The 19,672-nt window shown below is 40.7% G+C and carries 22 protein-coding genes; 1 reads left to right on the forward strand and 21 read right to left on the reverse strand.

Translation table 11 applies throughout. From position 1 onward, the window contains the following. Nucleotides 1–6: 6 nt before the first annotated feature. The 20 genes from alr to prlC all read right to left on the reverse strand — a co-directional run bounded on the left by alr (nt 7) and on the right by prlC (nt 17,539). The gene (gene alr, locus L1068_RS15020; RefSeq protein ID WP_237130909.1) at nt 7–1,086 is read right to left on the reverse strand and encodes an alanine racemase; all 1,080 of its coding nucleotides are present in this window, start codon (nt 1,084–1,086) and stop codon (nt 7–9) included. After that, nucleotides 1,086–2,465, reverse strand: coding sequence for a replicative DNA helicase (dnaB, locus tag L1068_RS15025; protein WP_237130910.1), 1,380 nt, complete (start codon nt 2,463–2,465; stop codon nt 1,086–1,088). Before dnaB ends, alr begins: the two co-directional genes overlap by 1 nt. Before the next feature lie 94 nt (nt 2,466–2,559). Further along, entirely contained in the window at nt 2,560–3,501 is a 942-nt protein-coding gene (locus L1068_RS15030) for a DUF4097 family beta strand repeat-containing protein (protein WP_237130911.1), read from the reverse strand. A gap of 11 nt (nt 3,502–3,512) precedes the next feature. Beyond that, complete coding sequence (locus tag L1068_RS15035) at nt 3,513–4,001, reverse strand: hypothetical protein (RefSeq protein WP_237130912.1); 489 nt, start codon at nt 3,999–4,001, stop codon at nt 3,513–3,515. After that, the gene (locus L1068_RS15040; RefSeq protein WP_010561946.1) at nt 3,988–4,557 is read right to left on the reverse strand and encodes a sigma-70 family RNA polymerase sigma factor; all 570 of its coding nucleotides are present in this window, start codon (nt 4,555–4,557) and stop codon (nt 3,988–3,990) included. The genes L1068_RS15035 and L1068_RS15040 overlap by 14 nt, the downstream gene beginning before the upstream one ends. Before the next feature lie 144 nt (nt 4,558–4,701). After that, the gene (locus L1068_RS15045; protein ID WP_237130913.1) at nt 4,702–6,450 is read right to left on the reverse strand and encodes a pilus assembly PilX N-terminal domain-containing protein; all 1,749 of its coding nucleotides are present in this window, start codon (nt 6,448–6,450) and stop codon (nt 4,702–4,704) included. Further along, entirely contained in the window at nt 6,450–6,965 is a 516-nt protein-coding gene (locus L1068_RS15050) for a prepilin-type N-terminal cleavage/methylation domain-containing protein (RefSeq protein WP_237130914.1), read from the reverse strand. Before L1068_RS15050 ends, L1068_RS15045 begins: the two co-directional genes overlap by 1 nt. A 2-nt stretch (nt 6,966–6,967) precedes the next feature. After that, nucleotides 6,968–7,372, reverse strand: coding sequence for a prepilin-type N-terminal cleavage/methylation domain-containing protein (locus L1068_RS15055; protein WP_237130915.1), 405 nt, complete (start codon nt 7,370–7,372; stop codon nt 6,968–6,970). Further along, entirely contained in the window at nt 7,372–7,800 is a 429-nt protein-coding gene (locus tag L1068_RS15060; protein WP_237130916.1) for a GspH/FimT family pseudopilin, read from the reverse strand. Before L1068_RS15060 ends, L1068_RS15055 begins: the two co-directional genes overlap by 1 nt. Before the next feature lie 4 nt (nt 7,801–7,804). After that, nucleotides 7,805–8,215 carry a type IV pilin protein gene (locus L1068_RS15065; RefSeq protein ID WP_237130944.1) on the reverse strand — a complete coding sequence of 137 codons (411 nt, stop codon included), beginning with the start codon at nt 8,213–8,215 and terminating at the stop codon, nt 7,805–7,807. Nucleotides 8,216–8,403: 188 nt separating this feature from the next. Next, nucleotides 8,404–8,856, reverse strand: a complete 453-nt coding sequence (rplI, locus tag L1068_RS15070) for a 50S ribosomal protein L9 (RefSeq protein ID WP_010561952.1) — start codon at nt 8,854–8,856, stop codon at nt 8,404–8,406. 36 nt (nt 8,857–8,892) lie between these two features. After that, complete coding sequence (gene rpsR, locus L1068_RS15075; RefSeq protein WP_010561953.1) at nt 8,893–9,120, reverse strand: 30S ribosomal protein S18; 228 nt, start codon at nt 9,118–9,120, stop codon at nt 8,893–8,895. After that, nucleotides 9,095–9,442, reverse strand: coding sequence for a primosomal replication protein N (gene priB, locus L1068_RS15080; RefSeq protein ID WP_038637364.1), 348 nt, complete (start codon nt 9,440–9,442; stop codon nt 9,095–9,097). Before priB ends, rpsR begins: the two co-directional genes overlap by 26 nt. Before the next feature lie 17 nt (nt 9,443–9,459). Then, entirely contained in the window at nt 9,460–9,801 is a 342-nt protein-coding gene (gene rpsF, locus L1068_RS15085; protein WP_010561955.1) for a 30S ribosomal protein S6, read from the reverse strand. Nucleotides 9,802–10,063: 262 nt separating this feature from the next. Then, nucleotides 10,064–10,588 (reverse strand): non-heme ferritin, encoded by a 525-nt coding sequence (ftnA, locus tag L1068_RS15090; protein ID WP_054979528.1) that lies wholly within the window; start codon nt 10,586–10,588, stop codon nt 10,064–10,066. 296 nt (nt 10,589–10,884) lie between these two features. Beyond that, a complete protein-coding gene (locus L1068_RS15095; RefSeq protein WP_237130917.1) occupies nt 10,885–11,358 on the reverse strand; it encodes a peroxiredoxin in 474 nt (157 codons plus the stop codon). A gap of 26 nt (nt 11,359–11,384) precedes the next feature. Then, the gene (locus L1068_RS15100) at nt 11,385–13,292 is read right to left on the reverse strand and encodes a methyl-accepting chemotaxis protein (protein WP_237130918.1); all 1,908 of its coding nucleotides are present in this window, start codon (nt 13,290–13,292) and stop codon (nt 11,385–11,387) included. A gap of 46 nt (nt 13,293–13,338) precedes the next feature. Beyond that, the gene (locus L1068_RS15105) at nt 13,339–14,115 is read right to left on the reverse strand and encodes a class I SAM-dependent methyltransferase (RefSeq protein WP_237130919.1); all 777 of its coding nucleotides are present in this window, start codon (nt 14,113–14,115) and stop codon (nt 13,339–13,341) included. A gap of 81 nt (nt 14,116–14,196) precedes the next feature. Further along, entirely contained in the window at nt 14,197–15,405 is a 1,209-nt protein-coding gene (locus tag L1068_RS15110; RefSeq protein ID WP_237130920.1) for a response regulator, read from the reverse strand. Between the two features lie 97 nt (nt 15,406–15,502). Beyond that, nucleotides 15,503–17,539, reverse strand: coding sequence for an oligopeptidase A (prlC, locus tag L1068_RS15115; protein ID WP_237130921.1), 2,037 nt, complete (start codon nt 17,537–17,539; stop codon nt 15,503–15,505). Between the two features lie 136 nt (nt 17,540–17,675). On the opposite strand from prlC, the gene gorA reads away from it, so the two are divergent. Then, nucleotides 17,676–19,031, forward strand: coding sequence for a glutathione-disulfide reductase (gorA, locus tag L1068_RS15120; protein WP_237130922.1), 1,356 nt, complete (start codon nt 17,676–17,678; stop codon nt 19,029–19,031). Nucleotides 19,032–19,243: 212 nt separating this feature from the next. Here gorA and L1068_RS15125 read toward each other — a convergent pair whose 3' ends face one another. Then, nucleotides 19,244–19,612, reverse strand: a complete 369-nt coding sequence (locus L1068_RS15125; protein ID WP_343221946.1) for a potassium channel family protein — start codon at nt 19,610–19,612, stop codon at nt 19,244–19,246. Nucleotides 19,613–19,672: the final 60 nt, after the last annotated feature.

Consider the following 19,672-nt stretch of genomic DNA (forward strand, 5'->3'; position numbering starts at 1 on the left):
ATAAAACTATTCTTGGATATACTTATATTCAACCCGAGGGGTTATGTTGCATAGAAGCTCGTAAGGAATAGTCGTTGCAAACTGCGCAATTTGCTCAACTGGCAAATTTGGTCCCCATAACTCTACTTCATCACCTAGTGCTACTGAGTCGTCATCGCCAAGTTCTACGGTGATCATATCCATCGACACACGACCAACAATCGTAAAGCGTTTACCTTGAATCATCACTGGTGTGCCATTTGGCGCATGTCTTGGGTAACCGTCGCCATAACCCATTGCTACCACACCTATTCGAGTATCGCTCGCTGCACGCCAGGCACTGCCATAACCAACCGTTTCACCCGCTTTTACATCACGAATAGCAATAATACTACTGGTTAATCGCATTACTGCGGTTAATTGATGATCTTGCCCTGTTGAATCGATCATTGGTGATACACCATAAAGCATTAAGCCAGGTCTAACCCAATCACAATGACTATTTGGCCAACCTACAATGCCCGCTGAATTTGCCAAGCATAGTTCGTTATTTTTGCCTTTAATACTACCGAAAAAGAGCGCCATTTGCTCAGTTGTTTTACCGTCGTCAAGATCGTCTGCGCAGGCAAAATGGGTCATTAACTTAATATTTTCAGCCACACTATTACAGCGCTCTAAACGCATGTACATATCATGACACTGACTTGGCTCAATTCCTAAACGGTGCATGCCGGTATCAAGTTTTAACCATGCGGTTATTGGGCTTGCAAGCTTTGCGTTTTCAAGCATAACCAGCTGTGCTTCATCATGCACCACAACATTAAAGTTACTGGTTGCTGCAATCGCTAAATCTTCCGCGCGAAAAACCCCTTCTAGCAGCACGATTGGTTTAATTACACCACCGGCACGCAACGCCAAAGCTTCGTCGATTCTGGCAACCGCAAAAGCATCTGCGTCAACTAGGCTTTGCGCAATAGTTACTAAACCATGACCATAAGCATTGGCTTTTAGCACAGCCATAATGCTCGCGCCCGGCGCAAGCTCTTTTACTCGCGCTAGATTATGATTTAACGCTGTTAAATTGATTTCGGCGCAAGCGAGTCGCATTAATACTCATCATCCACGGCAGGTCCCGCGTAGTTGTCAAATCGCGAGAATTGACCTTGGAAGGTTAAGCGTACTTTACCAATAGGACCATTACGCTGCTTACCAATGATAATTTCAGCGACGCCCTTATCAGTTGAATCTTCGTTATAAACTTCATCACGATAAATAAACATGATTAAGTCGGCATCCTGCTCGATTGACCCCGATTCACGTAAGTCGGAGTTGATTGGACGTTTATCAGCACGTTGCTCTAATGTACGGTTCAACTGAGACAGCGCAATAACCGGACATTCTAGCTCTTTTGCTAAGGCTTTGAGTGAGCGTGAAATTTCGGCGATTTCTAATGTTCGGTTGTCTTGTAAACTTGGCACTCGCATGAGCTGAAGGTAATCCACCATAATCATACTAATACCGCCATGATCACGAGCGATACGACGCGCACGTGAACGCAATTCGGTAGGTGTTAGGCCTGATGAGTCATCGACAAACATTTTGCCTTTTTCAATTAACAATCCCATGGTGGACGATAAACGCGCCCAATCATCATCATCTAGCTGACCGGTACGCACTTTGGTTTGGTTAATACGGCCAAGAGATGCCAGCATCCTCATCATGATCTGCTCTGACGGCATCTCTAGCGAGAAAATAAGCGTTGGCTTGTCTTGCGTCATAGCAGCATGTTCTGCAAGGTTCATGGCGAAGGTGGTTTTACCCATTGAAGGACGGGCGGCAACAATAATTAAGTCTGACGGTTGCATACCTGCCGTCATTTTGTCTAAATCGCTGTAGCCAGTACTTACACCCGTAACACCGTCTTGTGGCGATTGATATAACTCTTCAATTTTGTCGATGGTTTTTTCCAGAATATTATGAATATTCTGCGGGCCATCTGAGCTTTTTGTGCGTTGCTCAGCAATTTTAAATACTTTGGTTTCAGCTAAATCGAGTAAGTCGTGACTATCTCGCCCTTCAGGGTTATAACCTGCATCAGCAATTTCATTGGCCACATGGATCATTTCACGAACGACTGCACGCTCGCGTACAATTTCAGCGTAAGCATTGATGTTCGCTGCACTTGGCGTGTTTTTAGCAATTTCGCCCAGATAAGCAAATCCACCAATAGAATCCAGCTCGTTGGTTTTTTCTAATGTTTCAGAAATAGTGATTAAATCAATTGGGTGACCGCTTTCAACTAGCTTTTCCATCGCTTCAAAAATAAGCTTGTGCGTGCGGGTATAAAAATCTTGCGCTACAACACGCTCGGCAACACGATCCCATGCTTCATTATCAAGCATTAGACCGCCCAACACCGACTGTTCAGCTTCAATTGAATGCGGAGGGACTTTTAAGGTATCTAATTGTTTATCTGTTTTTGCCATGACTGGATTTAACTCGAAGAGAATCTGGCTATTCTAACCAGAACCAATAAAAAAACCCAGCATTGAGCTGGGCTTTATTAAATATGCATGATGATTAATTGTATTTTAGCTCGATACGACCATTTACTGTGTCGATTTCGATTTCAACATCACCGTCTTTCAGTTGAAATTCAAGTGAACTTGATGGGCCGTATTTTGCTTTTTTAGGTTTATCTTTTGATAGACCATTTCTAATTTTACCGCCAGCGTGAGCGGCTATTTCAACATCTGCTGATAAGTCACGCGGTAATTTGAACAGAATATCACCGTTAACCGTTTCAGCTTGAATATTGGCGCCACGGCTAAGTGCTTGCATTGTCACTTCAACTTCACCGCCTACTGTCGTAATTTCAAAGTCTTTAATCGTGTGTGCGTTGATTTCTACATCACCATTAACGCTTTCAATACGAATGTCTTTACTCTTGGTATCACTTGTTAAATCACCATTAACTGCTTCAACACGCATACTGCCTTGCGAATTGGTATCACGAATATCACCATTAACCGTTTCAATACGAATTTGACCATTCAGATTGTGCGATTTAATGTCGCCATTTACGGTATCAAGATTGATACGACCCGTAACATCTTGAATATCAATATCACCATTTACCGTATCCAGTACAATGCCTGCGCTAAGCTCTGCGATATCCATGTCGGCGTTTACACTTTCGATATTGATTAAATGTGTTTTTGGTACAAAGATGGTGAGTTTAGAACCTTTACCGTCTTTACGACTGTAATGATTTGGCATTTCCACAATAAACTCGGTACGTCCGCCTTTTTTGTTACGGAAGATATAACCATCAGCCCGGTCATCAAGGGCACCCAAAACTTGCATTTGCTGCTTATCCCAGCCTTTTAGGATAATTTCACCTTGGTCATTTTCAATATATATTTTGTTATTGCTTGGTACATCGATGGTTTTATCGATAAGCTCGCCGGCCATCAATGAAAACGATAATAAACTACTACAAACAAAAGCTAATAATTTCATAACACTTCCTCTTAAATTCGTTGCCAGCTAGGCTCATGAACCTTGTTAATTAAATCGAGTTGTTGCTGGTAAACTTGCGACAACATTCTTAGTAATGTGGCGTTTTCTGGCTCATTTTCTAACGCTAACTTAATCGCTTTTTCTGCTTCTTCTAACTCTGCTAATTGCGCTTGCCAATTATCAGCAAGGGCTTTTTTGTCGCTGTACTTTACGAGCAAGGCTTGTTTTTCATGTTTAAAGGTTTGCGTCATCGCTTTTAAGCCCGCCTCATATTGGCTGCTTTGTTGGTTAAAGAACACTTGATAACTCAATAAACCTAAACACATACACGCAGCTAACGCGGTAACTTGCTGCCAAACATGAGACTTTTTACTCGTCTGTGTTGGCTGATTAGCAATCGCGTTTTCCACGCCCTGCCATAAATCTTTTTTAGGGCTAACCTCAGTTGGCAATTGAGCAACTGCTTCATCTAGCATTTTGTCTAAATTAGTCTGTTTCATTACTCATCCACTCTTTTAATAAACTACGTGCTCTGTGGTACTGCGCTTTAGAAGAGCCCACAGCCATATTTAACTGTTCTGCAATTTCTTCGTGGCGATACCCTTCTACCGCAAACAATACAAATACAAGTCGCGCTTTTTCTGGTAGCCGCACTATATATTTATCTAACCCATTTAAGCCGTGGCACATATCCACTTCTTGTTCTGGCATACCCGCCTGTTCAAAACTGACAACTTTTTGCAACCAATTGGTTTGTCGACGTAAATAACTAATAGTGATATTTGCCGCTACACTGTGTAACCAGGTAGTAAATTTTGCTTTGCCATCAAAACTCGATAGCTTTTGCCATAGTTGAACAAACACTTCTTGAAGTGCTTCCTCAGCAAGGCTTTCATTTGCGGTTAAACGTAAAGTAAGTGCAAAAACGCGTTTATAGTGGCGGTTATACAAGTCATGGAATGCTTGCCTATCGCCCATATTCACTTTTTCGATTAACTGCAGATCAAAGTTCGCTTCTTGCTCTTTTACAAAACGCTGCTCTGCATCAATTAACACATTTACTTCCCTAGTGTTGTTTTCTTGTTGATTACTTTATTAGACGTAAGAAGGGTTTGGAAAGGTTTAAATGAAAATAAATTTTTTTTGAGAAAAATAAAACGCCCTTTCAAAAAGAGCGTTTTAATAGATAGTTATCTTAGATTATAAGTAGCGCCAGCCTTTAAAGACGAGCTTTGTTGCACCACAACAGGTAGAAACATTACCAATTTCACCTAACTTAGTATCGTAGTGAAAACCTCCCGCACCATCAATAGATACCGTTTTGGCACGAATTGAGCCCATTGTAGAGCCACTTGCTTTTATCAATGCATCTGTTTTTGGCGCGTAAACAGCAGCATAAAAATCACCTGTTGCATTGACTTTGATACCATCAGCATTTTCATAAGAGGAGTAGATAGAAAAAACAGGCGTATTGCTTTCAGTAATACCTTGTTGCTGTATTATCCCCTTTTGAAGTGTAACCTTACCCGTAACAAACAACGTTAAACTTGCTCCTGCCTCTATTTCAAACTTTGAATCACCATTTGCAGTTAAGTCGAAGTCGCCATCAATAAACAAATATACATCATTATTTGCAGCTATTTTTAGTGTACCTCCGTTAATGTTTAAATTCTTAACTTTAAACATAGATACAGTTTCACCTGTTGGTAGCTTCTCATTTCTCGCCGAAAGATTAGGGAAAGACTCTCCCCAACTAGGATTTCCGCTTGGTCCCAAATAAGAATTTTTGTAAAGCGTATAGACAGATGACGCTTGCTTTAATGATAAATCTTCCAAACCAGATTCATCATAGCCTGCCATATGGCTATCGATTCCAATTGGGTCGCAGTTCCGAGCGGGATCTGTCGTATCAAAATTTTCATCTATTTCAGTATCAGGTGGCCGCGAAGGCACTGTCGGTACATTCGGTAAAACATTAAATGAAGAGTCTGTGTACTCTAGACCATCTTGATAATAATGAGTTGGTAATGGGTTAGGCACGGTCAAAGAGCCACCATACATAATGTCTTTACCATTATTGTCACGATTTAACACTTGATTGAGCCGCCCTGTACCTAAAGTTAGATTTTTTTCAGCACGAAGCACTCCACCAACTTGCGTTTGGGCCAGTGTAATATCTCCATTTGATAACACATCACCTGACACTGAGATATAAATCGTTTCACCTTCAGGCATATCATTGCTACTACGCCCATTTTGCGGCCCTACATTTACAGTAACATTGCCATTTGCATGCACATCACCATAGACTGTTGCACCACCCGAAAGATTGATATCTCCCGTAGCACTCACATCACCCCAAACACTTGCGCCTCCACTCAATGTAACATTACTGTCTTGATGAATTGTCGTCGTTGCAGATGCAGGAATAGCATTTTCTCTCGCGTAACTTCCTTGACTTGAATCATAAGCGTCTATTCTTCCTCCCGCAGTTGATTTAACGCCTTCGCAACCAATTAAACCTGACGAAAATGCCGATACAGCGCCTTTATTAACAAGTTCAAAAAGTGCAACTGTATTATTTGCTCCTTCAAATCGTTTTCCGTTACTGCTTAGCTCAAGTAAACCATCACTATTTACACCCAGCCGTGCCGCATATGACATACTTTCACTCTGAGCCCTACCGATGATGTAAGGGTTCTCACCTAAAGTATCATTTATAAGCTCTGCAATTGTAGCATCGGGCTTTCTATTCAATTCCTCTAAAACACGTTTATGAGTTTCAAAAACCCCTTTTTCCGACACTAAACGAGCATTCATTTTCTTTTGATAGTTGCCAGTTAAACGCTCCTGAATAAAGTTATCGCGTAAAGAACTCAACACTATGATGCTCGTCATTGTTGTTAGAATCATTACTGAAAGTAAGGTAAATCCTTTTTGTTTCGTCATCAGTTCAACGCCTCGTGTAGTATCTTGCCACTAAGAGCAATATCAATTCGAAATCCATTTGCTAGCATGTCAACATTTAAGCTTTCTGGTACTACGGTTATTTCAACCAAATTACCGTTACTGCGATAACTAATATCTTCTAATCCAGTTAACAGTACTTGTTCGGCTTCAGCATTTACTTGGCATCGTAGTTTATTATCAACAAGCGTAAATGTTTCGCTGAAAGGCACAGCGGGTTTAGTACCGTTACAAGCAGTAGCGCCACTTGTATCTTGAACAACTACAATAGTGCTTGCGTCTGGTATTAAGGGCATTGATTTGGTTTGCTTTAAACTACGTGTAAATACCTCAGAACTATACCTTAAAACTTCTTGCGCATTTTCAAGCTCTTTTGATGTATCTACAGATTCGCTCAATGCAGAATAAACAAGAGAAATACCAGCCATTAAGAAGCTACTTACAGCTAAAGCTACTAATAACTCGACGAGCGTAAAGCCATCTGGATTATTTTTCATAACTAGCAACTCCCAGAAACATCGGGGAAACTGGCTTCTATTTCAACACGATTGGCCAAATTGTCGGTCATCCGATTATCTGACCAACTAGCACCTACGCGGAAGTTGTCACTGCTAAAGTTGTTTGCAAAATCGATTGTATATTTATTAAATTGCGCAGCGGGTGTGACATCAGCAAACTCGATATTCCCTTTTTGTAAATCACACAGATTGGCCCAAGTTTGCTCTACCGCGTTATTAGCTTGTAGTAGCGACAATGTATAATCAAACGAATTTGAGGCATATTTAAGCGATTGCAGCTGACCAGCTGCCATACCCAATAATGCAAAGCTAGATACTACTAGTGCTACCATAACTTCAATCAGAGAAAACCCAGACTGTTTAGACTTTTTCTGTATATTTCCCATCAACAATTCCCTTTTTCAATTTTGCTCTGACCGCTGGCATAAACTCGAAAACAGCGGTCTGTTGTATCACGATCTCGATCACTAATATCAATGCTAGTAACGGGGAACTCACCTAAGGGAGTAATATTTTGAGTGGCTATGCCAGAAATAACTACCCCTGTTTGGTCATTGTCAAAAACCACAAAAGTCTGATTATCGATACTAGCTAGCCACTTTGAGCCTTGCGCGGTTAAAGTCACTTCCTTCTCGAATTTAACCGCTTCACTTCGTGCCATCTTAAACGTGCTCATTAACTCATTCGCAGTACTTACGATACGGTCTTGTTTAATATGTTTAACAAAGTTTGGTGTTGCTACCGCAGCTAAAATCCCTACTATTCCTATTACCGTTACAGCTTCAATCAAAGTAAATCCATGTTGGGTTTTCATATGATCAATTCCAACAAGATGTAAGCGTAGCCGACGTTACGCCCTGCTGATTAATCGAAAGCGAGCCACACCTGTCACCAACTTGTGCACCTTTAGGTGTAGCCGTTAAAGAAAACTCTGTGTTGTTTTGAGGTTTATAGCTATAAGCGTAAAAGTCAGATTGTTTAAACGTAATGCTTTGTTCGTTTGGGTAACGACCTAAGCGTGTATAATTCCGCTCTAAGACTCCAGCTTGTTGCATTAGGTATTGTTGCGCGTCAGCCCTTCGTCCATCTTTTACGTAGTCGCCATAAGCTGGCAACGCAACCGCTAGCAAAATACCAATAATGGCAACCGTTATCATCAGTTCTACTAACGTAAAACCATTCCCTATAAGTAAATGCCTTTCTCTCACTTTGTATCCCCCAAAATACATGCCAAAATATGACAACGCTGTCATTATCGCGCAATATTCATGCAAATCAATACCTTTCAGTTATATGTTAATTTCTTTTTGTAAATGTAAGTGAACACTTAGGCGTGATAAAGGAGTCTGTAAGAAGGGAATTACAGGCATAAAAAAACCGAGCAAATGCTCGGTTTTTTACTAATCAAGAAACTTGATTAAGCTTCAGCGATAACAATTACTTTAATAGTAGTTGTTACTTCTGAGTGAAGCTGGATAGCTACATCGAATTCACCTGTTTCACGGATAGTACCGTTAGGTAGACGAACTTCTGATTTAGCAACTTCTAGGCCTACAGCTGTGATAGCATCAGCGATATCGCGAGTACCGATAGAACCGAATAGCTTACCTTCGTCACCAGCTTTAGATACAAGAGTAACTTCAGCTAACGCTTCTAGTTTCTCTGCACGAGCTTGTGATGCTGCTAGTTCTTCAGCTACTTTAGCTTCTAACTCAGCACGACGTGCTTCGAAAGATTCAATGTTAGCTTTAGTTGCTGGAACTGCTTTGCCTTTAGGGAAAAGGAAGTTACGTGCGTAACCTGCTTTTACAGAAACTTGGTCGCCAAGCGCACCAAGGTTACCGATTTTATCTAGTAGAATAACTTGCATGTCTCTACACCTTTTAAAAACTAGTTAAACCGCTGCTTACTTATGTAAGTCAGTGTATGGAAGAAGGGCTAAGTAGCGTGCGCGCTTGATAGCTGCAGCTAGTTGACGCTGATATTTAGCGCTAGTACCTGTAATACGGCTAGGTACGATTTTGCCACTTTCTGTGATGTAGTTTTTAAGAGTAGCTAGATCTTTATAATCGATTTGTTGTACGCCTTCCGCTTTAAAGCGGCAGAACTTACGACGTCTGAAGTAACGTGCCATGAGATAAATCTCCAATAGTAATTCTTTCAATATGATGAGCATGTAACACTAACTGACTCACGCCATTTCGGCCTTCGTGACGGTTAATAAAACCGCGTACAGTAAGTTGCGTGCCCATATCAATATCTTGAGTTTGTTGTTTTAAGCCTTCGCCACTGGCAACCACTTGAATGCGAACATAACTACTACGATTAAGTCCTGCTTCCATTTGCGTAGATTTGTGTTCTAACACAAAAATGCAGTGTGGTATTCCGGCTGGGCTTTGACTGAATTTAGGTTTTTTACAAACCGTGCCAGACAAAACGAACTGGTTATCAGTCATACAAGTCTCAAAAACGATTAAGCTTCTGCAGCTTCTTTCTTCTCTTCTTTAGCAAGAGGAGAAGCTTCAGTTACAGCATTTTTAGTACGCATAACTAGGTTACGTAGTACTGCATCGTTGTAGCGGAAAGAAGTTTCAAGCTCGTTGATTACTTCAGTTGGTGCTTCAACGTTCATTAGAACATAGTGTGCTTTGTGAAGCTTTTCGATTGGGTAAGCCAGTTGACGACGACCCCAGTCTTCTAAACGGTGAATTTGACCACCAGCTTCAGTGATAGAACCAGTATAACGCTCGATCATACCAGGAACTTGCTCACTTTGGTCTGGGTGAACCATGAATACGATTTCGTAATGACGCATGGGTATTCCTTACGGTTAATTTAGCCTCGTACCGTTTCGACCGGTCGGTTTAAGGCAAGGAAAACAAAGTTTAATTGGTCGAAAGAGCGCACATTTTACGCACATTGATTGCAGAGTGCAAATAGATTTTTTAAGAGAATTTCAGGGTTCAGGGTTCAGGGTTCAGGGTTCAGGGTTCAGGGTTCAGGGTTCAGGGTTCAGGGTTCAGGGTTCAGGGTTCAGCAAAGCTTCTGAAACCTGCCCCCTTAAAACAACAGACTAATTAAGCGCCTGGTTCCATAATTGAAGTCGTGCCTTTTTTCGCAAGCTCAGCAAGATCTTTGTCAATCCAGAATAATGCTTTACCGTCTTCGCCTACTAATTCAATTTTGTCTAAAATACCTTTAAACAGCTTTTCTTCTTCATGTTGTTCAGCAACATACCACTGTAAAAAGTTAAATGTTGAATAGTCATGAGTGGTAAATGCAACGTGCGTTAATTCATTAATTGCTTTGGTGATTTGACACTCGTGCTCCAGTGTTTCGCGAAACACATCACCTAACGACGCAAACTCATGTGGTGGCGCAGCAATCGAACCTAAAATTGGCATCGCGCCAGTTTCACTTACATAAGTGAACAAGCGATTCATATGATCCATTTCTTCTAACGCATGCTTACGCAGTAATTCTGCCGCGCCTTCAAACCCTTTATCTTCACACCATGCACTCATTTGTAAATAAAGGTTTGATGAATAAAACTCTAAATTGATTTGCTCGTTTAATTTTTCAACCATTGTAGGTGCTAACATAACTGACTCCACGACGAAATAGATTAACTAATACCAATTCATTTAATTGCTAAGAACTAACAGATTGAATAAATACTAACTGCCCTAAACTTATCGATGTTAAATAACACCATAAGAGCAATATCGCTTTGTTAGTATTTCATTTATGCTGCGCTGTATTTAATTACACGCGTAACAGAATTGGTTTAAAAGTCCGCATTGTAAGCGTTAAGCAGCCAAATGCAAGGCATTTAACTGCTTAATTTAATTAAAGAAAAACGTGAATAAAAGGGTAATAAAAACAAGTCTTATTTGTTTCAAAGATTCGTTAGAACAGCCTCTGCACTCGAAATTTCAAATGCTTTAGGCTCTTCTAGCCACAATTGAGTAACAGTTTGATTTTCAACAAGCATGGCGTAACGCTGTGAACGATAACCACCAAATACACCTGTCTCCATACCTAGCCCAAGTGCTTTAGTAAATGCACCATCACCATCTGCCAGCATGATTATATTTGCTGCATTTGCACTGTCACCCCAAGACTTCATTACAAAGGCATCATTCACTGAAAGACAAATTACACTATCGACGCCTTTTTCTTTTAATGCATCGAAGTGCACCACAAAGCCTGGTAGGTGGCTTGCCGAACAGGTAGGTGTAAATGCGCCAGGAACCGCAAATAACACAACTTTTTTATTGGCAAATAATTCTGCTGTTGTTGGCGTTGTCATACCTTCATTTGTTAATAAATTGAATGTGTGACTCGGTAGGGTTTGATTAATTTCGATCATTTTACTCACTCCAAAAGATGGTTAATTTATTGTAGACCTAAAGAATGACGAATTTGAACCATCTTCTGCTCTAAATCACTTTGTATTCCTTGTACTTGCGTATTTGATTGTTGTACACGCGTTTTAAGCTGTGCCATCGCGCGCGAAAACTCATTCAAATAATTACTTTGTTCAAGGGCAAAACTACTTGCTTGATTTGCCACTTCAGAGGCGGATAGCGCATTATCCGCAACACTACTCGCGGTTTCTTTGAGTTGTGTTGCCGACTTTGTTTGCAGGCTTGCATTGTCTGCTAGCTCGCCCATTTGTTGCGAAACCTGCTGTGAACTTAACGTTAAGCCATCTAACTGTTGTTTTATGCTTTGCAATGAGCTTTGGGTTTGCTTCGCAAGCTGCCTTACTTCATCGGCGACCACCGCAAATCCTCGCCCATGTTCACCCGCGCGCGCCGACTCAATCGCGGCATTAAGCGCAAGTAAATTGGTTTGCTCGGCAATGGAGTTGATAACTTCGAGAACAGATGCCACATCGCTAACTCCTTTTAGTAACTGATCCATCGAATCCATACCCGATTGCACTTGCTGTTGGGTCTTGTTACTCGCCACCAGCATCGACTCAGATTGCCTTACACTGGTTTCCATTGCACTGAATGTTAGTTCCGCATTGTTTTTTACCGTGCCGTTAATATCATTAACTTGCTCGCCAATTTCTGTCACTTGACTCAACAGACTTTCACTTTGCACAACTTCATCTATCGATTGCTCTGACGCCGTTAGCATTACTTTAAGTTGCTCACTCATATTTGCTAAAAAGTCGCTAACTAGTTGCAAGGTATCAGCGCGTTCTTGTGCTTCTAATTTTTGTTTTTCAATCAACTGATTAAAGTACTGCGCAATTTCACCCATTTCGGTTTTTGGGTTATCTGTATGAATATGCTCTAAGTTATCGTTTTCAATTAATTTAGAAAATGCGTTTCTGAGTGCCCTTACTGGCGTAAGCACTTGCCTCCTCTGCATAAAATACACCATAGCAGCAATCACAAACAGCCCCAACACGGCGGCTAACAAGGTATAGAACACTTGCTCTTCAATTAATGTTTGTTCATCACGTAGCTGTTTTTCAGCAGTTAAAATGCTGTTAGTTAACGTGCTAATTTCTTCTCGAAGTGATGAAATTCCCAACTCTCGTTGTTCATTTAAACGCTTGGTATTTGCCAACTCTTTTGGCAAACGATTGGGTAAACTAACAAGTTCGGCTTGGATCTCTTCACCAAGGTCTTCCGGCTCATCGCCCGTTAGCATTAGTTCGTCTTCATCAATATTAGGGTCAAAAACACCTAATAGGGGAAGGTTTTCAATCTCTTGTGCAATTCGTGTCAGTTCAGCCAGCACTAAATTGGTACTTTCTAAATTGTTTTCTTTTAATGCGATAACCAGTTGCACGACATTCGTTTGATAGGCATTTGCCAATACATAAAAACGTGTTTGGCCATTTGAGCTTTGCGCTTTTTGCGCGTACTGACTTAAAGCACTGGCATAATCCGCCATTTCATTGAGAGCATGATCAATCAATGCATTTTTATTACCGCTTAACTTACCCAGTGCCAAATATTTTCCGTCAATGCCACTTTGTAACTGTGTTAATTGCACTTGCAAAGAGGATGAAATAGAGGCCGGTAAAATCGTTAATTTTTGTTCAACCGATTCAATATGTGACTTTGCCAAAGTTAAGTACTGGTTATCACCATAAGTTAAATAATCTTGCAGGCTATTCGCTAAGTCGACTACAACCGTATTTTTAAGCTGATTGTACGAGACGGTTTGCTGATTAAGGGTGTTGATTGTTTGGCTTGCCCACAAAAGTACAGCAGCAAGCGCAACACTGATGGCACTTAAAACGACTAAAAGTAATCGGGTAAAACTTGAAACGCGCATAGGGCACTCTAAATCTATTAACTTGCCCTGCGAGTATATGACTTTATTATGACGTTTTTGTTTCAGTCATCGCTGCTTTGACATAAACGTCAAAGCGATTTTTCTTAGTTTTGATTTGCATCGACGGCGTTTTTTCAGCTAAAAAGGGCGCGTAATCGGGGCGTTTTACCACAACGCGTTTCGATGCTAATTGGTACGCGGGCGCTAACAATTCATCAGCATCTAAATCAGAACCAACTAATAATTGAAACACCCGCATTTCTTTTTTCACTGCCGCTGATTTTTCACGATGTGGAAACATAGGATCAAGATACACTACGTCAATTTCGCTATGAGTATCTGGCAACAACTGGTGGCTCGAACCGAATGCCATTTTCATACGCTCGCTCATCCAACTGCCAATTTCGGCATCAAGATACGCGCGCTCTAAGCCATCAAATAAAAGTGCAGCAACAACTGGGTGACGTTCATGTAACGTCACTGTACAGCCAAGCGATGCCAACACAAAACCATCACGCCCTAGTCCGGCTGTACCATCTAGCACATGCGGTGTGATGCCTTTGCCTTTGTTTAAACCAATGGCTTTAGCGATAGCCTGCCCTTTACCACCACCGAATTTGCGTCTGTGTGCAGCAGCACCTGTTACAAAGTCAACGCGAATAGCACCCAATTTAGGCTCATCATTTTTGCTTAATGCCAGCCCATCATGATCATAGTGAAGGGAAAATAACGGATTGTTCGATAACCACTCAGATAACGCAAAACGCTTATCAAGCTGTTCAAGATAGTCTTTTTGTTCAGGAATGCTGTTAGCAATTAACACAGAAAATCCATTGCTAAATATTGAGATGACAACATTATAGTGATTAGCAAAGTATTTTTATACGCGAATAATGCAAACTTGTTAAAATAGCTCAATATCGTCCTGCGACGTAATTTCGTTAATTTCTTCTCTTTGTTGTTCTTGCTCGAGTCTTTCGAGTATTTTTTCACGCTCTTTCATAATGTGATCAAGGTATGTCATCACTTCATTAAATGAGCTTTGAATTTCATCACCAACGGTTAAATGATGGCGTAAATTCTCTACAGTCTCTTCCACCGATCCTAAAATGTATTCTTCTTGATCTGACTCTAACGCCAACCGCGGTACAGTATCACAAAAGCGCTGGTATAGGGTTTCGATTAACTGCACCGATACTTTACTATTGTTATACAAGCTTTGTAGCTGCGCGCGTAATGTGCTATCGACCAATTCAAACGTTTTGGTGATTTGTTGCGCTTGTTCCGATAACTGATTATGCAATTCGAGTGTACCAAGTTTGGCGTTTGTTGCTTCCAAAATATGTGGAAACAAATCTTTATAACGCCCATACAGTGGCGCGTCATCTACAGGCATGTTTTTTACTAACAAAGAGACATTTGGGTAGTTAATAATTGTACGCGAACCAAAATCGATAAACCGCTCACCTTCTTTTGCGTTTAGCATTAACTCCTTTTCAAGAGGGCATACTGCGCTATTGTTGGAGAAAAATTCATTACCACTTTCAAACCAAAACGCTGTGACAACATTTAAATTAAGCGGTGAAAAAAATTCAAATAAACACTCAGAAAGGCGAGTTAGTGACTTAACACCATAAGTTTGACTTACATACCGCATAGCGCGCCCCATATCGCTGTAATCAGTCATTGCGATTGCAGCGGTATTTTGCGCTTGTTCTATATCTTGCTTTAATGATTGTGATTGCTTTTTATATTGGTGAAGTACTTTAATGCGTGCTAATAATTCTTCAGTTTCAAATGGTTTAACGATGTAATCATCTGCACCAGAATTATAGCCTTTGATGCGCTCTTCAAGAGAGCTACGAGACGATAAGAACATGATTGGAATATCTTGCGTATCACGTTGTTGTTTTAACTTACTACATACTTCAAACCCATTAATACCTGGCATTTCAACATCGAGCAAAATGATATCGGGATGAGTATCCCTTGCCATTTTAATGCCCTCTTCACCATTATATGCATGACTTACTTGGTTATTATCGGTGAGCGTTTTTTCGATTATTTGGTGGATTAGCTTGTCATCATCAATAGCAAGTACACTGGTTAACATGCCTAAACCTATATTATTTATTAGCTAAAATTAAGCATAGACTTAACCAAATGAAATGCATAAAAAAAGCCGCTAAATTTTAGCGGCTTATTAGATTTTATTGAATACCGCTATGACGCAGCAAGGCATCCACATTTGGCTCTCGCCCTCTAAATGCAACAAATAGTTCCATAGGCTCTTTTGAACCGCCCATTTCTAATACATTATTTAAGAATGATTGGCCTGTTGTTGCATTAAAAATGCCTTCTTCTTCAAAACGAGAGAACGCATCAGCTGAAAGTACTTCAGCCCATTTATATGAATAATATCCTGCCGAGTAACCACCAGCAAAAATATGACTAAAGCCATGTTGAAAACGATTAAACTCCGGCGCTTTAACAACTGATACTTGGTCACGTACCTTATTTAAAATCGTTTGGATTTCATCGCCATTTGCTGGGTTGTAATCTGCATGAATATGAAAATCAAATAATGAGAACTCTAATTGACGAATCATCATCATTGCTGATTGATAGTTTTTAGCCGCTAGCAATTTATCAAGCAAATCCTTCGGCAGTGGTTCACCAGTTTCATAGTGACCTGAAATAAACGCCAGTGCATCTTCTTCATAACACCAGTTTTCTAAAAATTGACTTGGTAATTCAACCGCATCCCACGCCACACCATTAATGCCCGAAACAGCACCCACATCTACTTGCGTTAGCATGTGGTGAATACCATGACCAAATTCATGGAATAAAGTGGTTACTTCGTAGTGTGTAAATAACGCTGGTTTGTCACCAACCGGTTTATTGAAGTTACATACCAAATAGGCCACAGGCAATTGTACGTCACCATTAGCACGCACTTTACGGCCTATACAGTCGTCCATCCACGCGCCACCGCGCTTATGGTCGCGCGCATATAAGTCTAAATAGAATGATCCGCGCTTTTCGCCGCTGTTATCAACAATTTCAAAAAAGCGAACATCTTTATGCCAAGTATCAACACCTTGCACTTCTTTAACCGTAATGCCAAATAAACGGTTTACGGTTTCAAACAAACCACTTAGCACTTTGTTTTCAGGGAAGTATGGGCGCAAAATTTCATCTGAAATGGCATATTTTTCCTGTTTTAGCTTTTCACTGTAATAGGTGTAATCCCATGCTTCTAACTTGCTAATACCGTGTTTTTCGTTTGCGTAGACCGTCAGTTCAGCAAGCTCTGTTTGTGCTTGTGGTTTTGATTTTGCTGCAAGATCATTTAAAAAGTCGAAAACTTGTTGTGGTGACTCAGCCATTTTGGTTGCCAGTGATTTATCAGCAAAGTTTTCAAAATCGAGTAATTGCGCCAGCTCATGTCTAAGCGCAAGCTCTTCGGCCATAATAGCGCTGTTATCAAACTCACCGGCATTAGGCCCTTGATCAGACGCTCTGGTGCTAAATGCAATATAAGTTTCTTTACGCAGCTCTCGGTTATCTGCATGGGTCATCACAGGTAAGTACGATGGGAAGTCGAGAGTAAATAGCCAACCTTCTAGCTCTTTACTTTCAGCTGTGTGTTTTGCAAGTGCGATTGCTGATTCTGGCAAACCAGCTAAATCTGCTTCATCTGTGATGTGTTTTTGCCAAGCAAGTGTGGCATCCATCACATTATTGCCAAATTTGGCTGCTAGCTCAGATAAACGTGCAACAATTTCGCCGTATCGCTTTTGTTTTTCTTCAGGCAATGCAATGCCTGAAAGTTTAAAATCACGCAGGCTATTATTAATCGCTTTTTGCTGTGCCTCAGATAGGTTTGCAAACTCATCGCTTTCAGCAATCGCTTTCGTTGCTAAGAATAACCCTTGATGTTGACCAACAAAGGTAGAATATTCCGAGATAAGCGGTAAACACTCATCATAGGCTGTGCGCAGTTCTTCGCTGTTTACCACAGAATGCATATGCGACACTGGCGACCAAAGGCGCGTTAACTTATCGTCGACTTCATCCAGTGGCGCAATAAAGTTATCCCAAGTATACGACTCTTGCGCTAATACTTGCTCAATCGTTTGCTTACAATCCGCAATACCCTGTTTTAATGCAGGCACAATGTGCTCAGGTTTAATTTGTGAAAATGGTGGTAACCCTTCAAGGCCAATTAATGGATTAGTCATAAAACGCTTCTTATTAATTTGTCATTGTTAATTTAGATTGGGGCAATCGATAAAAATTGCAAGTTAGGCTATTGTGTTATCGGTTAGAATACCTATATCTGATAAAACAAAGATTTAAAAAATTAAGGAACTTCAAATGGCAAAGCATTTTGATTATATCGCTATCGGCGGTGGCAGTGGTGGTATTGCATCAGCAAACCGAGCAGCAATGCGTGGTGCAAACGTCGCCCTAGTAGAAGCAGGCCCGCTAGGTGGTACATGTGTAAATGTTGGCTGTGTTCCTAAAAAAGTAATGTGGCATGGCGCGCAAGTTGCTGAAGCAATTAAACTATACGCACCAGACTATGGTTTTGATGTTGAAATAAAAGAGTTTAATTGGTCAAAATTACTTGAAAGCCGCGAGGCTTACATTGGCCGAATTCATAACGGCTATGATAATTACCTAGCAAAAAATGGCGTTACCGTAATTCAAGGTTTTGCAAAGTTTATCGATAACAAAACCATTGAAGTAAATGGTGAGCACTACACTGCTGATCATATTCTGGTTGCTGTTGGCGGACGCCCTAGCATTCCAAATATTCCTGGTGCTGAATACGGTATCGACTCAAATGGCTTTTTTGAATTAAAAGAGCAGCCTAAGCGTGTAGCAGTAGTAGGTGCTGGTTATATTGCAGTTGAACTTGCAGGCGTAATGCACGGTTTAGGCACTGAAACGCATTTATGCGTTCGCCGTGACACACCGCTTCGCACATTTGACCCACTCATTGTTGATACTCTGATGGAAGTGATTGAGTCAGAAGGTCCAACACTTCACACTAATGCGACGCCAAAAGAAGTTACTAAAGAATCAGATGGTTCGTTAACACTTCATTTTGCAAATGGTAACAGCGTGAATGTTGACCAAGTTATTTGGGCGATTGGTCGTCAGCCAACTACCGATAAAATCAATATTGCAGCAGCTGGTGTTGAATTAACTGAATCAGGCCACGTAAAAGTGGATGAATTTCAAAATACCACAGCTCAAGGCGTATACGCTGTTGGCGATATTATTGAAAACGGTATTGAGCTAACCCCTGTAGCCGTTAAAGCTGGTCGTTTATTGTCTGAGCGCTTGTTTAACCCTGAAATGCCGAATGCCAAAATGGACTACAACTTAGTACCAACCGTAGTGTTTAGCCACCCACCAATTGGCACCATAGGTTTAACAGAAACCGAGGCTCGTGAACAGTTTGGTGATGATGACATTAAAGTATACACATCAAGCTTTACCGCAATGTACACCGCAGTAACGCAGCACCGCCAACCATGTAAAATGAAACTAGTGTGCCAAGGTCCGAATGAAAAAATCGTTGGCTTGCACGGTATTGGTTTTGCTGTTGATGAAATGATCCAAGGTTTTGGTGTTGCCATGAAGATGGGGGCAACCAAAGCAGATTTTGATTCGGTTGTGGCGATACACCCAACCGGTTCAGAAGAGTTTGTGACTATGTAAATTTTTCTCTGGAAAAGTGAAACTTTACATTTGCTAACTCTGGAAAACGAACTAAGCTGACCAATTAACGTACTATTTTTGGTCAGCTTTTTTATGCTCACGATAGTTCAATCAGATGATTTTAAAACTGAGATCCAAACTCCTTTTTGCAAAACAAAATCAAGCATTCAGCTAAAAGGCTTTAAAGTGCCCACATAAGTATATTAGAATTTTTAATCACATTTCTTATTTTCTTCAACATGTTGAATTTCTAAAAAAGCGACTGACATAGACCAAGCGACAAGGCTTATACCCGTTAGAGATTCGATACTGGTAAACAGCCTAATTAAGCCTTTGGGCACGATATCTCCAAAGCCTAACGTGGTAAATACGATTGATGAATAGTACAGATAATCTGTTATTGAGTTTACGTCGATACCTGCTAACGAACCAAATTTGGGGTCTGATAGCATAAGTTTATAAGCAAATGCAAAGAGGCATATTTCAACTATATGGGCAAAAATAAGGCAAAGCATTACTTTAAATATTCTATTTTGCCCAATTTGTTGCCCAGACGTTCTGCTTCTCTTTAACCACAGCATAACTTGCGAATGTATCCATACGCTGATCACTATCGTAAAGATAGCGATCAGCCATTCGTA

The sequence above is a fragment of the Pseudoalteromonas sp. MMG024 genome (genome assembly GCF_021654175.1).
Classification (GTDB): domain Bacteria; phylum Pseudomonadota; class Gammaproteobacteria; order Enterobacterales; family Alteromonadaceae; genus Pseudoalteromonas.